Raw genomic sequence first — 15,038 nt, forward strand, 5'->3', positions numbered from 1 at the left:
CACCCAGTGCCGAATGAATCGGTCGCTGCATCTCGAGAGAACTTAACCCTCATCAAGGATTTCATACGGGATCGGTACGACTTTGTATCCATCATGGGAGAAAACCGTTATAATTACTTATTCAACTTGTTAACGGGAACAAGCCCTTACACTAATAATGCAGGCATTTCGTCTTGGGCAAGAGCGCAGTTATTAAATGAGTATCAGGTTTAAAAAGAAGCAGAATATACTGCGTTGCTCGCCATGTGATTCTTACCTACTGGCAGTGCCGGTAACAAGGGATTGCAAAATGTTTATAAATCAATTAAAGCTGCTCCGCTTTACCCACAAGGATTTTAGCGGCTAAAAACGGAACTGTGAAAAACAAGATTAACAATACAGAATTACTTGAGGAAAAACGAGCTATTGAATCTGGCACTTGGAACAAAATTTACCAAGGATGGAGTGAACGCAAACGGTAAAAAAATCTCAATCCACTACTTCCAAAGCCAATCCGGTCAAGTGTTTAATGTCAAGGTGAAAAATGGGTGGAGCAACTCATCAAGTCAAATGCCCAAGTAAAGGAGTAGTATATTGAATTTACAAATTGAATTGAAGCATTCAGACGAAATTCAAAAGTTTTTATGTATATTAAATCTTGGCATGCTTGATTCCTTGCTTGAAGGGGCATTAACATTTGAAGATGCATATGCGTATCTATACCGTCCTTATGTAGCACAACTTCTAAAACAAAATAATGCCAACAAGGAAATAATTGAATTGTTTGAAGAATGCTGTATGTTGGAAGACATACGAGACATAGCTCCCGAAAAGTTACAAGATGCACTTAATCTGAAAAAGAAAGAAACATTAGATCTACTTAAATCTTTGTCTAGTACAGAAAGTACGATGTATTGGCTCAACAAATTTGACGAATGATTCAAAGACCTTGGGGGCCGGTAATCCTCAAGGTCTTCCTTTTCCACCAACCAGTGCCGAATGAATCGGCGGTACATCGTGAAAGACCTACCCCTCATCCCCCGTATGGTATTCCCTTAATATGCCTGTATGCAATGCAATACTTTTGATTGTGTCTGTGGAAGGATGGGAAGGGTACTCTGATGCAGAGAAGATATTATGACAAAAACGGGCGAGCTATAGAAGACATTGATTATGAACACTCAAATGGAGACAACAGCCATAAAGTGGTTCTCAAAAAAGAAGCAAATAATACATCTCTTTTTATGATAGGGGATTTGAGTGGAAATGCTAAATATTCATGACAATGAAATTGTTTCCTATGAAGTTGATTTTCAAAAATCTAGAATTACATTGCACACTTTAGGTGGTAATGGAGATTCAGTTACCACTACTATCGAGTTCATTGATGTCCTGGCGCATATGTTTGAAACACAGCTACAGGGAAGTATTATTCTTGATATTAGCAAATACGAAGTAAGCCGATTTCTCAAACATAATAAAGAATTGTTAAAGAAACAGAAGAATTACGGATGGCCGATGCATTATGAAAAGATTGAAGATTTGCTTGAACATTTACAAAATGAAAAGTATAACTATTATGTAATTTCAGCTTCATATGGTCTTAATGGATGGGTAAGTGCTAAAAAATATAATGTTTATAATTGAATAGTGATGTTAAACTTGGCCTTGGGGCGGCAATCCTCAAGGTCTTTCTTTTACCCCCTACCCAGTGCCGAATCCATTGGATTGGGTGGCATGACTTCAAGGAAACTAACGCTCATCATCCGTATAATATCCCCTGAAATGCCTGCCTCGCCTTTTTAATTCTGATATATACAAAATAAAACTCGTTGGAATCAAGATTAACGGTGTTTAAAATTCAATTTCTTAACATAGAGATAAAAAGGGATTACATTTAACGCACATTTAACGCAATTAATTATTACATGAGCGTAAAAAAGGAAGTACAACGCATCGTTGATTGTTCTTACTTTATTTTAATCGCTTGTAACAGAAGTAGGAGCGGCATCTGTCGCTCGACCGAACCTAAATCCGGAAGAGAGCAGCAAGACCAAAAATCCAACGGCGACGCCCCACAAAATCAAGGCGTTTGAGTGAGCTGCGTCCAGTCCGCCGAAGTACATTACTTCGCGTAGCCCTCCTGCCGCGAACCGCAGTGGCGTCCACGAATAGATCCAATCTCGCGTCGTCTGCGACAAGAACTCCGGAGCCATGTTCAGGAGCGGCACGGAGAAGAACATCAGCAGTACGAGCAGCGGCATTGCACGGAATCCGATCCAATTCAGCAAGGAAGATTGCAACAAGAAGAACGCCGATCCAGCCAACCATAAGAACAACCACGTCTCCCCCGCGTTCGCCAGTTCCATGCCGTACCACGACGAAGCCATCCATATAGTGAAGCACGAGGCTATGCCGACGATCGCAAGCCCCCCGATAGCTTGCAGCGCGCTGACTGTCCATCTCCTTGAACCCGCGGCGACCGCCTTCTGGGCAGCCAGGAGCAAGACGACTCCGGTCACCATGCTGCCGATCCATATAATCTGGGTCAACAAACCCGGCGCATTCCCCGCCGCATTATTCACTCCCGGTGGATGCACGACTTCCTCCTGAACGTTTACCGGTGTCATTAAAGCTTTAGCCGTTTCAACCGGAATTTGCTCCGTTTGCTGTCCGATCTGCCCAAGCAGCTGCTGCAACAGTTCTCCGTTGATCATTTTCATCGCTTGTCCCATTGCCTGTCCTACGACCATCGAAGCTTGGGTGTTCATACCCTCGTTGGAGATGATCTTTACATTTGGGTGAATCGGCGAGTGAGTTGCTAACGAGAGTAAACCGCTGCTCAGATCCGCCGGAATCACCATCGCTCCGTAATATTCGCGTTTATCCAGTCCTTCCCGAGCCTTTTCCTCGGAATCCACGACATGCCAGACGAACGGCATTGCCGGGCTCGACAGCAACTTTTCCCGGATCACTTCCCCTACCGCAAACGTTCCTCCAGTCGGCAGCTCCGCCGGCTGGTCAAGGATAACGAGGGCCACCGGGACCTCCTTTGGCTTCGATCCAAGCACCGATCCCATCATCGCTACCCCGAATATGGTCAACACGATCAGGACGAGCACCATTCCCAGCCACATCATTTTTTGTGTCAGCATTTTCACGATCCACTACTCCTTGTCTCTTTATAACGAACATATGGTTGACTATCAACCGCGATGTTCATTGTGAAAGGACCACCATATAATATGGCTGCATCACACGGTCACTTCATGGCAATGAACAAAAATAGCGTTGCTGCAGCAACGCTTCTGTTTCCATTTGATTACAAAAATGATCACTCAAGTACATTCGTGAATCGAAAGACATCACCGCACTTAAATTTCGGCGATGTCTTTCTTGAGATTCAGCTACACAAACTTCAAAATCTACTGTTCGAATTTTTTCGTTTTTCTGCCGGCAAGATGGCCTCGATTACGTCCCAATGCTCAGCGATCTTTTCATCCTCTACGCGGAACAAATCGTAGAAAGCGGTATGCTGACCATCAAACAGACCTTCACTCATTGTAAGAACAAAATCGCCTTGACCGATAACTTGATGGACATGAGTATATTGAAACTCAACATTTTTCTCCTTCAGAGCCTGCAAAGCAGTGTGAAGACCTGAAAGGCCATCTGCAATATGCGGACTATGCTGAATGTAGTGATCTCCATCAAAGTAAGAGGCAAGCAGGTCAGGGTTCTTCCCGAGCAAGATGTTCTCAACATAGCTTCTGACAAATGCCTTGTTGGCATCCGTCTTGTCGATATCCTTAATCGTAACCGGTCCGTCAATCATTGTATGATTGCTTGGTGTCTTCTCCACCATCTCTTGCAAATTATCCCAGTGCTCAACGATTAGTCCATTCTCAAAACGGAAGATATCAAATACGATTTTAGGGCCGTGAAAATGATATACAGAATGAAGTGCCACATAATTTCCGTCAACTAAAGCCCGCTTAATGCTTACCTTTGTACCAATTTCCTTTAAATGATCTAGAGCACCAAGCATGGTTTCACGACCATCGAGTAAGGCCTGGTTATGCTGAATATATTGATCTGGATGAACGTAAGCCGTAATCGCTTCGGGATTGCCGCTCTCAAAACTTTCCAGTACGGCGACTGCCTTGCGAACAAGCTCATGTTGATGATTGGATGTCATTGGAATATCCTCCTTGGAATTTTTTTGGGTAATAGATAAATAATGAACATGACGTTGTTTATTTATCTATTGCTCATTATAATAGAGGCTAATATAACGCTCAATATTCAATATTTTTAGTTATGATGGATAACAGACAACTCATAAAACTTTGTCGCTTAACGACCTAAATAAATGTAGGGGGAACGAAAACAATGAACAAGAAAACCGACCTAAGAATACTGCGCACGAAACAATCGATTCGAAAGGCGTTTTATGAGCTTATTCAGGAAAAGGGATATGAATCCATAACGATCCAGGATATTGCCGATCGGGCTATGATCAATCGAAACACATTTTATCTCCACTACCAAAACAAGCCTGATTTATTAGATACATGTATGAATGAATTGTTGAGCGAACTAAAGGATGCGGTCGTTCTTTGTCCCATCAGCATGAATCCTTTCAGTATTTCTCTACTCGAGACAGTCATGCAAACTGTACTGGAGCATATTTCTCTAAATTTGACCTTTTATCATTCCATGTTAATAGATGAGAATAGAATCTATCAGTTTCAAGCGAAAATGGAAAATATCATTAAAGATAAATTAATTGAGGGGTGGAAACCTGCTCAGGGAAACTCCCCATTAGCGATATCCAAGGAATTGCTGATCGAATACCTTGGTTCGTCTTTCATGGGGATTGTAATTTGGTGGATTAAAAACGATAAACCCCTTCCTGCAGATGAAGTTTCATCTCAGTTTAGTAGAATCGTTGCCTACGGGCATTTAAGAGCTGCCGGCATCGCCGGCGAGGAATAAAATTAGCGAAGTAGAAGGAGCAGGGTTCAGATCTGCCCTTTACATTTGAATGACATGGTGCTAAACTTGATTTCGATAGTTATAGAACTGCAGAAGATATGCGGGGAGGTGGATACAGTGGGAGAAAATCAAGAAGATATCGGGCAAGCGGTTAAAGTGTATAAAGCTTTGGGGGAACCAACCCGGTTGAAAATCGCTTTACTGCTCGCGAAAGAGAGCGATTTATGCTTCACCGCCGTCGGTGAAAGGCTTGAATCGGTTGCAGGCTCGACGCTATCGCATCATTTAAAGCAATTGACGGACTCTGGCTTGATTGATTCTCGCAAGAATGGATCGTTTATTCACTATAACGTCAATCGAGAAATAGCGGAAAAATTTGCGCCCTTTTTGTTGGCGTAATTTTTTCGGAAATCAATTCTATAAGTTTAGAACTATAGAATTGATTGAGGCTTATACTTAAATGGATTTTAGCGAACGAGTCGATTTGGAATGATTATTCAACAGTTTTTTACTAATCCCCCTATTCCATATTAAGAAGGAGAGAATAACTATGAGCGGTCAAACGAATACGATGGAGATTGGAATGAGCACCTTCCTTCATGCAAATCCCGGAAATGGCGGTGTCTCGCATGCCCAGAGGCTGCGCCAGGCGATCGAAGAAATCCAATTGGCAGATCAGGTCGGCCTTGACGTCTATGCCATCGGCGAGCATCATCGCATCGAATATACAAGCTCGTCGCCAGCTGTCATTCTGGCCGCAGCTGCAGCTACAACGAAGCGGATCCGGCTCTCGAGCGCAGTGACGGTGCTATCTTCGGACGATCCTGTGCGGGTATATCAGGACTTTGCTACGTTGGACGGTCTGTCGAACGGGCGAGCGGAAATCATGGCAGGACGGGGTTCGTTCATCGAGTCGTTCCCGCTATTCGGCTATGACCTGAAGCATTACGAGGAATTGTATGAAGAGAAACTGGAACTGCTGTTGAAGATTCGCGCTTCCGAAAAAGTGACCTGGCGTGGCGGTCATCGCCCGGCGATTGACAACATGGGCGTCTATCCTCGTGCACAGCAGGAGCCTTTGCCTGTCTGGATCGGTACGGGCGGCAATCCGGAATCAGCTGTTCGGGCCGGCTTGCTGGGACTTCCTATTGCCTTCTCAATCCTGGGAGGGGAGCCGCAAAGATTCGCACCCTTAGTGGAGCTTTATAAAGAAGCCGCCGTGAAAGCTGGTCACGATCCGAATAAGCTGCAAATTGCTACACATTCGCATGGCTTTATTTCGAATACGGCACAAGAGGCTGCTAAGCGGTATTACCCTGTCATGGCTGGCCAAATGAACCACATTGGACGGCAACGAGGCTGGTCTACCTATACACGTGACTCGTACGATTCAGCCCGCAACCTTCATGGCGCTCTATACGTCGGTGATCCCGAATACATCGCAGAAAAAATCGTGCTGCTGCATAAGAATCTTGGCTTGACTCGCTTCATGATGTACAACGATTTCAGTTCGTTGCCGCATCGCGATTTACTGCAGACGATTGAGCTTCTAGGGACCAAAGTAGCGCCGATTGTCCGTAAGGAGCTGGCACGTCAGACATCTGGCCATAACGCTTAAAGCAGACCACGAACGCTTGGAACGAGGAGGCTTGATTGGGCCGAGAAGTGAAGTCGGCGAATTGAGCATTTTTTTTAAATATGAATTCTATAGATTTAGATCTGTTGAAATGAAAAGAGGAGAAATAGATGAGAAATTCATGGAAAATTTATATTTTAGCCATTGTCAGCTTTTTAGTTGGAACTTCAGAGTTCGTGATTGCCGGCATCTTGGATATGCTTGCAAGTGATATTGGAGTGTCGGTAGCGGCGGCCGGACAGTTGATTACGGTCTACTCGCTTGCTTATGCCATCGGCACCCCGATCCTAATTGCGCTCACGGCAAAAATGGATCGAAGAAAGCTTATGCTGTCGGCTTTGGGATTATTTTTCGTAGGGAACTTGATCACGGTCACAACTACAGGCTACGGCATGCTGCTTGGAGCAAGAATTATCTTGGCGATCAGCACGGGGGTATTTATGGTCGTCGCCCTGACGGTTGCCGCTAAAATATCTCATCCAGGAAAACAGGGCAGCGCAATCGCCACGGTTCTAGTGGGCTTTAATCTCGCACTTATTTTAGGGGTACCGCTTGGGAGAATCATTGCGGGCTCACATGATTGGAAAATCATCTTCACAGGAGTCGGAACCCTGAGCTTGATCGCGATGCTGGTCCTTTTGCTGGCGATTCCGAGATCGGAAGGAGAGGCTCCCGTTCCTATTCGGGAACAGCTTGCCTTATTAAAAAGCCCCCGAATCACTGTCGCGCTTTCCATCAGTTTTTTCTGGATACTAGGCTATACGATGCTGTACACCTATATAACGCCGTTTCTCCTGGACATTACGGGGATGAGTGAAGGGATGGTAAACATCGGGTTGTTTGCGTTTGGGCTGGCCAGTCTCATAGGGTCCCAAGTTGGCGGTTACGGTGCAGATAAATGGGGTATCCCCCGTACGATGATTGGAGGCTTGCTCTTTCACTCGGGAATATTATTATTACTGACGGCGTTCTCCCACTCGCCCATGATCGTGTTGCCTTTGCTAATGTTATGGTCCTTTTTCGCTTGGTCGACGGGGCCAGTTCAACAAGTTTATTTAATCGGCATGGCCCCTCAGGCTTCGGGGATCATCCTGAGTTTGAATAATTCTATTGTGCAGTTGGGCATGGCTGTAGGGGCTGTAATCGGAGGCATTGTTGTAGAAAGCATCTCGCTAGCATCCGTTGGTTTGCTTGGCGGAGCTTTCGTTGCCATTGGACTCATCCCGGCTATAATTTCATTATCCATGCGTCGCCGATCTGCAGTTGCGGAACGAAATGGAGCGTAACCGGCAATGCGGAAGTTTGAAAACCAGGCTTCTATATAAGTTGAACAAATAATATCAGATCAGGTCACCGATTTCTTCGGTGGCCTGCTGTGCATGTTTGCTTGATTATAGCTTCTGGACCGGGTGCGTTAAGTTAAACCGTACCACAAATAGTGGTAAAGCGCCTGGATCAAGGCTGTGATGATGCGTTCTGCAGAATTGGGAGAGGGATTTAAGGAATCAAGTTTTATCCCAACCTGAGGATAAGAACTTGATTCCATTGACATAAAGGACGGTGCTTGTTCAATCATACACACCTCAAACGAATTACTAATCTGTAATGTCTCCGCACCAGCGAGTGATTCCTTCATTTATTTTTTGCATTGGATTCGGATCGGATAGAGAAATCGCCCAGGCAATATGTCCATCCGGCCGAATAAGCGCCGTGTGGACGTCGTTCCAATCCGCGTCAGCCTCAGCCAAAGAGGCATGTACAACTTGAAGATGGCTATACGTTTCCCATTGGCCGCTATTCTGTTCATTAGAATGGAAATGCAACAGAAGAAAAGTACCTTTGTGCAGGAGCGGATAGGCGTTAATCAATTGCCCATCTTTCAGCTTTAAGCTGAGATCCTTGAACCGTTTCCCATTTAAAGGATGGGAAGGCGCTTCGGCGTCGGGTGCATAATGTACATCCATTGCGGAAACTTGTGCGGCGATTTGATAATTAGCCTCCGGTATTTGAATCAGATCAGCCAACATGCTTCGCAGTTCCGTGATGGGAGGAGTCACGTCCAGAAGCAGGGTTTGGACCTCGGTATTCCGGAGCAAGGCCGTATTCCATGGGAAACGTTCGGTATGATAACTGTCCAATAGCCAGTCTGGAGCCCAGCCTTTGATTGCTCCTGCAAGCTTCCAGCCTAAGTTCATCGCTTCTTGTAAGCCGACGTTCATTCCCTGTCCACCAGCCGGAAAATGAATGTGCGCCGAATCTCCGGCCAAAAACAATCGACCATTCCGATAGCGTCCCGCTTGCCGCGTCGCATTTCCGAAACGGGACATCCATATCACATCGTTCAATCCCAAGTCGCTGCCGGTCGTACGGATGAGCGATGAACGAAACTCTTCCAATGTAACCTTCTCATCCTTAGAGATGTTACGTCTCTCCATATCGATCATCAAGACTCGATAGATATGATCATTGATTGGCATGATGCTGACCAATCCTTTTTCTGTAATCCGGGATATGACACTCATAGGAGCCAACTCAGATAGAACGGCATCCCCCAGAATAGCCGTGAAGGTCGCATCTGTACCTTCAAATGATATATTTGCATGTTTGCGAACCAAACTTCTAGCTCCATCCGTACCTACCACATAAGCTGATCTTAACGTTGTTTCTCCATGAGGTCCCGCGATCTTAACGTCAACCCCATCCTCATCCTGGTGCACAGATAGAGCCTCAACCTCTCTCCAGACCTCTGCGCCAAGGCTAAGCGCCCATTCCTCCAGCACCTTCTCCGTCTCACTTTGCGGTAAAAAGAGGGTGTGATTGGAAGAAGAATCCAACACCGAGAAATCCAAGGGGGTTTCTAATCCGGCAAAATGTCCTCTCGAAAGTAAGCGGCCTTGACTGATTAATTGTGATTTCACTCCACGCATATCTAATATTTCAAGGGTTCGTGGATGGACGGTAAGCGCACGTGAATATGGAGTTGTCTCTTTTAATCGTTCAATGACGCAGACCTTTACACCGGCTAATGCCAATTCCCCAGCCAACATCATGCCGACAGGTCCGCCACCGATAAGGATGACTTCATAATTCATATAACTAACCTCTTTTCTTAAACATTATGGGAAGATCACGATAGCGTCTATTTCGATAAGCCATTCAGGATCGGCTAGTGCTTGAACGCCTATATAGGTACTTGCTGTCTTCGGCCAGTTAGGGCCAAACACATAAAATCCTCCGTCAAAAATAATCGAAATCAATTCCGGGTTGTGGTTTACCACAAAAATATTCATTTTTGCAATGTACAATGGATCTGCTTGCACGGCTTCCAATGCATACTTAAGATTGGTGAACACTTGAATCGCTTGCGCGTAATAGTCCCCTGAACCGACCAATGCTCCTGTTTCATCTACAGAAACCTGACCTGAGATGAAGGCCAGTTTGGAGGCAGTAGTTACCACGACATGAGAAATTACAGATGTAACCTTATCCGTCAATGTCTTCGGATTCACGATTTCCATTGGCAGGTATGCACCTCCTTCATTTATTATTGTTTCGTTAGAATCTTTTTTATTGCTTGTTAAAAAGGGTATGATAAAAATTATATATAATATTGTTTCATATGAAACAATATTATTGTACTTAGTCACTCTTTATCCTGTCAACCCCAATCTTAATATGAGCATGCCTGTTTGTTTCTTAGGAAACAATCTATGATATAATAAACAAATAAGTCGAGGGAGTCAGCATAATCATGGATACTGCCAGTAAGAACAAAACCGCCATTCATGGATTTTTCGTTCAGTTTCTTGAGCAAAAAGAGCAATATGAAGCCCGAACGTGAAAAGCTCGGTATTTATAGGGCCAGGTGCTACAGCATTAATCGCTATTTTTCTATTTCCAAGCTCCTTGCCCAATTGCCGCGTGAATTGTTCAACGGCTCCTTTGGAGCCCGCATAAAGACTGTATGAAGGGAACATCTGACCCGCCACAGAAGTGGAAAAGTTGATAATGCGGCCATTAACGTTTAAATGCTTAGCGGCAAGCTGGCATGAAAAATAGGTCCCTTTGACATTAATCGCAAATAGCTGGTCGTAATCCGCTTCCGTAACATCGCTGCACGATTCGCAAAATTGATAACCACCTTAGCGCCATGATTCGCTAAATACTCGGCAATGGTTCTGCCGATTCCTCTGGATGCTCCAGTGTCCAAGGCAACTTTGCCGGCAAGCTTCTTATCCATTTCAGCAATCTCTCCTTTCTAATGTGTTTTAAAGGGGGACATTAAGCAAACGGGTAATCCATAACGACGATTCCTTCAACAAACGGGCCGATGGATTGCAATAACCTTTGATGCAGGGGATGCTGAATATAATCCCGGCAAGCCTGTTGATCCTCAAAAGTGACACGGATCCCCAGCGTAAACCCCTGCATATGCTCTATTTCCTCCGTAACATTAATCCCGGTGCTAAGTTCCACGATCCCCGGAATGTTCCTTTTAAAGTCATGCGCGCGTTTTATTGCACTTTCTTTTGCTTCAATAGAAACATCGGGCTTGAATTTCAATAGCACGATATGCTCAAACATCTTATTCCCTCCAAGGTTTCTGTTTATTTTTGACTTTGGAGCTGCTTCAATTGGGAGAGCTCCTTCATCCATTTCATTGAATATAACGGGCTAACTTCAGATTGTATGAATCTTTGCGAATGCTTCCGACTATGGCGGCTACTTTCATTTTCATCACCTCAATGATAGGGTCTGAATGGAGTTGAACAGGTGGGGCCGATCATCACTGTCTATCCATTCTTGCTATTCCTCCTAAGGAGGACATAAACTAGTCTAAATGGACCCGAAGCGGCTAGGAAGAGATCTAGTTATCGTAGGATTGGGAATCCTACGTTCATGAATGGGTAGGAGGCATGGAGATCATGGCAAACAGATTGGACCGTTATGAGGAATTGTCCCGTTTTTTGCGTTCACGCCGTGAACGAATAACCCCAGAGCAAGCAGGTTTGCCGGATTCCGGACGCAGACGAACACCCGGACTTCGCCGCAGCGAGGTAGCTCTGCTGGCAGACGTGGGATTGGATTGGTACACCTATTTGGAACAAGGGCGTCATATCAACGTATCCGCTGAGGTCCTTGATCGAATAGCGAAAGTGCTTCGGTTAGATGAATCGGAACGCAGGCATCTCTACCATCTTGCCCGTAAGCAATTTCCCTTGGCCGGTACGGAGCAACCCTCTAGGGTAACACCGGAACTTCAACGTTTTTTGGATAGCCAGAACCTTTCCCCTGCGAATGTCATGGATGCGCGCATGAACATAATTGCCTGGAATGAAGCCTACTGCGCATTAAATGGGAATCTAACGGTTATGTCGGATAGGGAGCGGAATTTGGTCTGGATGACGTTTACTTCTCCCCGTTTCCGCTATGTAAAGGGAGATCAATGGGAACTGCATGCTCGGCGAATCGTTGCTAATTTCCATGCCGGGTATGCACGTCACGTCGACGATCCTTGGTGGTCCGAGCAGTTCGAGGCGCTTTCACAGGCTAGCAGGGAGTTTCGAGAATTTTGGGATTCTCACGAGGTTCTCGATGCTATTGATGCTCCTAAGACGCTGCATTGTCCGAATCTCGGGATCTTGAATTTTGATCTTGTTTCGTTTCATTACTTGAACGATTCTAATTTGACCGTTTCCATTCATGTTCCTCATCCAGATGGCACGGTGGATAAGATGCAGCAACTGTTAATTGATTATCAGAGCCAGCATTCAGAGCAGCTTGAATCTTCTCCAAGAGTTTAGTATAGGAGGGCAATCATGAATGGGTTAAACTTAACGGGTACAAGAGCTCATAATCATAAAGCAGCTTAGTATCAATTCGGTTTGAAAAAAAGTCGAGTCTGTGCTATTATCAGAAAAATCCAAATATAGCGAAGAAGAGAAGGCTATGCAATAGCGTTTATGTCCAGAGAGCAGAGGGATTGCTGAAACCTCCGTCGTAATGCATGTATAGTGTCGTCTCGGAGCTGTTGACTGAACGTAGAAGGCGTGATTTCACGCCCGCAAGTAGGATCAACCGGCCTGGCATCCGTTAACATGCTGCAGGTAAAGCATCGGCTTTACCTCATGAGACTGCAATTGCGAGATTGCAGTAAACCTGGGTGGTACCGCGAACATTCCCCTTTCGTCCCAAGGCTTCAAGCAGCTGCTTCGAGCCTTGGGATGGAAGGGGTTATTTATTTCATACCAGCAGGCGATGAAGAGAAAGCCGACAAGGGCGCTTATGCCCAGAGAGCAGAGGAAACGCTGAAACCTTTGCCTTAACCCTTTGTATGGTGTCGTCTCGGAGCTGTTAACCGAAAGCGGCTGGTCTCATTCCATGCCCGCAAGTAGACTTAACCGAAATGGTGCTCGTTAACGCGCCGCAGGTAAGGCATCGGCCTTACCTCATGAGGCTGCATTCGTGAGGGTGGCAGCAAACTTGGGTGGTACCGCGAAAAAATCCCCTTTCGTCCCTGTATGAGCTGACTGCTGTCAGCTTGCTTAGGAGGAGAGGGGATTTTATTTTAACTAAGGAGGCTGCCCAATGGAACAGCAATTAGGAATGACGAATGAAACAACGACGCCATCAGAGGAATATATCACCGGTTCGGAGGTGCTTTTGCGAGGCTTGCTGCAGGAAGGCGTAGAGTGCGTATTCGGCTATCCGGGAGGAAATGTGCTCTATATTTACGACGCGATGGTACATCAGCCTGACTTCAAGCATATCTTGACCCGGCACGAGCAAGGCGCAATCCACGCAGCGGACGGCTACGCTAGGTCGACGGGGAAGGTTGGGGTATGCATCGCGACATCCGGTCCAGGAGCAACAAATCTGGTGACCGGCATCGCAACCGCCTATATGGATTCGGTGCCGCTGGTGGTCATAACGGGGAACGTATCTACAACTGTCATGGGCACGGATGCTTTTCAGGAAGCGGACATTATTAGTATCACGATGCCGATTACGAAGCACAGCTACATGGTTCGCGATGTATACGACCTTCCTCGTATCATTCATGAAGCGTTCTACATTGCAAATACGGGCCGCAAAGGTCCTGTCTTGATCGATATTCCAAAAGACGTGACCAACCAGCGGATGGCATATTGTCCAGCGGACACGGTTCAGTTGCGCGGATACCATGGAGCCCCCGAGCCGAATCCGGCAGAAATAGATGCGCTGCTTCAGGCGATTGCAGAAGCGCGCAAGCCGGTTATTATCGCAGGCGGCGGCGTTGTCTATTCGAACTCCTCCCAGGAGCTGATCAAATTCGTCCACACTACCCGGATTCCGGTCGCGACGACCCTGCTCGGGCTCGGCGGGTTTCCGAGCGATGACGAGATGTGGCTGGGCATGCTCGGACATCATGGCGTATATGCGGCGAATATGGCAGTGCAGAATGCGGATCTCATTATTTCGATCGGCTCGCGTTTCGATGACCGGGTTACGATGAAACTGGACGGATTTGCGCCTCAGGCCAAACGAATCGCCCATATCGATATTGATCCGGCGGAAATCGGCAAGAACGTCAAGACAGATCTCGCGTGCATCGGCGATATTAAAAACGTGCTGGCTTATGCGAACACGAAAGCGCAAGCAGCCCAGACGGGCGCCTGGATCGAGCAGCTTCAAGAGTATAAGGTGCAGCATCCGCTTCGGTATACCGATTCGGATACTGTCATTAAACCGCAATATGTGCTCGAGATGATTAGCGAGACGACGCAAGGAGATGCGATCATCACCACCGATGTAGGCCAGCACCAAATGTGGACCGCGCAGTTTTACCGCTTTAAGCATCCTCGCTCACTCATCACGTCGGGCGGTCTTGGCACGATGGGCTTTGGCTTCCCGGCTGCGATCGGTGCTAAAGTCGGCAATCCAGATCGCCTCGTCGTCTCGATCAACGGCGACGGGGGCATGCAGATGTGCGCGCAGGAGATGGCGATCTGCGCGATTCATCAGATTCCGGTCAAGATCGTGGTCCTGAACAACCAGGTGCTCGGCATGGTTAAGCAGCAGCAGGAATTGATGTACGAACGACGCTACAGCCAGATTGATCTGTCCGGCAGTCCGGACTTTGTCAAGCTTGCGGAAGCATACGGAATCAAGGGATTAAGGGCAACGAACAAGGCTGAAGCCTCCAAGGTCTGGCTTGAGGCGCTGCAGACGACAGGACCTGTGCTCGTCGAGTTCGTCATCCCGACCAATGAGAACGTGTACCCAATGGTGCTTGCCGGCACGCCGCTGGACCAAATGATTCTAGGGTACGACGAATAATTGCGCTGAAGAGAGTCGTTACGCCTCCGACCCCGCTCCCGCGGTTGCTCAGGCATGGAACGCTGTGGGGATTGGCTGGTCCAGCTCCGAAAGTACGAAGTACAAA

Annotated in this window: 14 protein-coding genes and 1 pseudogene; 9 read left to right on the top strand and 6 right to left on the bottom strand. The window is 46.5% G+C overall.

From position 1 onward, the window contains the following. Positions 1 to 573: 573 nt before the first annotated feature. From AK95_RS01400 to AK95_RS01405, 3 genes are all read left to right on the top strand, one after another. Positions 574 to 918, top strand: coding sequence for a DUF3969 family protein (locus AK95_RS01400; RefSeq protein ID WP_071218105.1), 345 nt, complete (start codon positions 574 to 576; stop codon positions 916 to 918). A gap of 182 nt (positions 919 to 1,100) precedes the next feature. Beyond that, complete coding sequence (locus tag AK95_RS34000; protein ID WP_162487509.1) at positions 1,101 to 1,262, top strand: hypothetical protein; 162 nt, start codon at positions 1,101 to 1,103, stop codon at positions 1,260 to 1,262. After that, the gene (locus tag AK95_RS01405; RefSeq protein WP_071218106.1) at positions 1,246 to 1,626 is read left to right on the top strand and encodes a hypothetical protein; all 381 of its coding nucleotides are present in this window, start codon (positions 1,246 to 1,248) and stop codon (positions 1,624 to 1,626) included. Before AK95_RS34000 ends, AK95_RS01405 begins: the two co-directional genes overlap by 17 nt. A gap of 332 nt (positions 1,627 to 1,958) precedes the next feature. On the opposite strand, the gene AK95_RS01410 is transcribed toward AK95_RS01405, so the two are convergent. Together AK95_RS01410 and AK95_RS01415 are read right to left on the bottom strand one after the other, a co-directional pair. After that, on the bottom strand, positions 1,959 to 3,140 hold the full coding sequence (locus AK95_RS01410; RefSeq protein ID WP_071218107.1) for a YhgE/Pip domain-containing protein: 1,182 nt from the start codon (positions 3,138 to 3,140) through the stop codon (positions 1,959 to 1,961). Positions 3,141 to 3,397: 257 nt separating this feature from the next. Then, the gene (locus tag AK95_RS01415; protein ID WP_071218108.1) at positions 3,398 to 4,177 is read right to left on the bottom strand and encodes a nuclear transport factor 2 family protein; all 780 of its coding nucleotides are present in this window, start codon (positions 4,175 to 4,177) and stop codon (positions 3,398 to 3,400) included. A 194-nt stretch (positions 4,178 to 4,371) separates the two neighbouring features. On the opposite strand from AK95_RS01415, the gene AK95_RS01420 reads away from it, so the two are divergent. The 4 genes from AK95_RS01420 to AK95_RS01435 all read left to right on the top strand — a co-directional run bounded on the left by AK95_RS01420 (position 4,372) and on the right by AK95_RS01435 (position 7,899). Then, positions 4,372 to 4,977, top strand: coding sequence for a TetR/AcrR family transcriptional regulator (locus tag AK95_RS01420; RefSeq protein WP_071218109.1), 606 nt, complete (start codon positions 4,372 to 4,374; stop codon positions 4,975 to 4,977). A gap of 117 nt (positions 4,978 to 5,094) precedes the next feature. Then, the gene (locus AK95_RS01425) at positions 5,095 to 5,376 is read left to right on the top strand and encodes an ArsR/SmtB family transcription factor (RefSeq protein ID WP_071218110.1); all 282 of its coding nucleotides are present in this window, start codon (positions 5,095 to 5,097) and stop codon (positions 5,374 to 5,376) included. A gap of 151 nt (positions 5,377 to 5,527) precedes the next feature. Next, a complete protein-coding gene (locus AK95_RS01430; protein WP_071218111.1) occupies positions 5,528 to 6,595 on the top strand; it encodes an Atu2307/SP_0267 family LLM class monooxygenase in 1,068 nt (355 codons plus the stop codon). Positions 6,596 to 6,723: 128 nt separating this feature from the next. Then, the gene (locus tag AK95_RS01435; protein WP_071218112.1) at positions 6,724 to 7,899 is read left to right on the top strand and encodes an MFS transporter; all 1,176 of its coding nucleotides are present in this window, start codon (positions 6,724 to 6,726) and stop codon (positions 7,897 to 7,899) included. Positions 7,900 to 8,208: 309 nt separating this feature from the next. On the opposite strand, the gene AK95_RS01440 is transcribed toward AK95_RS01435, so the two are convergent. The 4 genes and pseudogenes from AK95_RS01440 to AK95_RS01455 form a co-directional block, all read right to left on the bottom strand. After that, entirely contained in the window at positions 8,209 to 9,705 is a 1,497-nt protein-coding gene (locus AK95_RS01440; protein ID WP_071218113.1) for a monooxygenase, read from the bottom strand. Between the two features lie 24 nt (positions 9,706 to 9,729). Then, the gene (locus AK95_RS01445; RefSeq protein WP_071218114.1) at positions 9,730 to 10,131 is read right to left on the bottom strand and encodes a RidA family protein; all 402 of its coding nucleotides are present in this window, start codon (positions 10,129 to 10,131) and stop codon (positions 9,730 to 9,732) included. A 312-nt stretch (positions 10,132 to 10,443) separates the two neighbouring features. Next, positions 10,444 to 10,853: pseudogene (locus AK95_RS33780) on the bottom strand (SDR family NAD(P)-dependent oxidoreductase); the annotation flags it as partial. Between the two features lie 41 nt (positions 10,854 to 10,894). Beyond that, the gene (locus AK95_RS01455) at positions 10,895 to 11,197 is read right to left on the bottom strand and encodes a Dabb family protein (protein ID WP_071218116.1); all 303 of its coding nucleotides are present in this window, start codon (positions 11,195 to 11,197) and stop codon (positions 10,895 to 10,897) included. Between the two features lie 341 nt (positions 11,198 to 11,538). Between AK95_RS01455 and AK95_RS01460 the strand changes: the two genes are divergently transcribed. Continuing rightward, complete coding sequence (locus AK95_RS01460; protein WP_071218117.1) at positions 11,539 to 12,417, top strand: helix-turn-helix transcriptional regulator; 879 nt, start codon at positions 11,539 to 11,541, stop codon at positions 12,415 to 12,417. Between the two features lie 784 nt (positions 12,418 to 13,201). After that, a complete protein-coding gene (ilvB, locus tag AK95_RS01470) occupies positions 13,202 to 14,932 on the top strand; it encodes a biosynthetic-type acetolactate synthase large subunit (protein ID WP_071218119.1) in 1,731 nt (576 codons plus the stop codon). The last annotated feature ends 106 nt before the right edge of the window (positions 14,933 to 15,038 follow it).

The organism is Paenibacillus sp. LC231 (assembly GCF_001860525.1).
In the GTDB taxonomy this organism is placed as follows: Bacteria; Bacillota; Bacilli; order Paenibacillales; family Paenibacillaceae; genus Paenibacillus_AQ.

Coding starts and splice junctions, on each gene's coding strand:
- AK95_RS34000 (WP_162487509.1), top strand. CDS start 1,101: ATGCAGAGAAGATATTATGACAAAAACGGGCGAGCTATAGAAGACATT.
- AK95_RS01405 (WP_071218106.1), top strand. CDS start 1,246: ATGCTAAATATTCATGACAATGAAATTGTTTCCTATGAAGTTGATTTT.
- AK95_RS01415 (WP_071218108.1), bottom strand. CDS start 4,177: ATGACATCCAATCATCAACATGAGCTTGTTCGCAAGGCAGTCGCCGTA.
- AK95_RS01420 (WP_071218109.1), top strand. CDS start 4,372: ATGAACAAGAAAACCGACCTAAGAATACTGCGCACGAAACAATCGATT.
- AK95_RS01430 (WP_071218111.1), top strand. CDS start 5,528: ATGAGCGGTCAAACGAATACGATGGAGATTGGAATGAGCACCTTCCTT.
- AK95_RS01435 (WP_071218112.1), top strand. CDS start 6,724: ATGAGAAATTCATGGAAAATTTATATTTTAGCCATTGTCAGCTTTTTA.
- AK95_RS01440 (WP_071218113.1), bottom strand. CDS start 9,705: ATGAATTATGAAGTCATCCTTATCGGTGGCGGACCTGTCGGCATGATG.
- AK95_RS01445 (WP_071218114.1), bottom strand. CDS start 10,131: ATGGAAATCGTGAATCCGAAGACATTGACGGATAAGGTTACATCTGTA.
- AK95_RS01455 (WP_071218116.1), bottom strand. CDS start 11,197: ATGTTTGAGCATATCGTGCTATTGAAATTCAAGCCCGATGTTTCTATT.
- AK95_RS01460 (WP_071218117.1), top strand. CDS start 11,539: ATGGCAAACAGATTGGACCGTTATGAGGAATTGTCCCGTTTTTTGCGT.
- ilvB (WP_071218119.1), top strand. CDS start 13,202: ATGGAACAGCAATTAGGAATGACGAATGAAACAACGACGCCATCAGAG.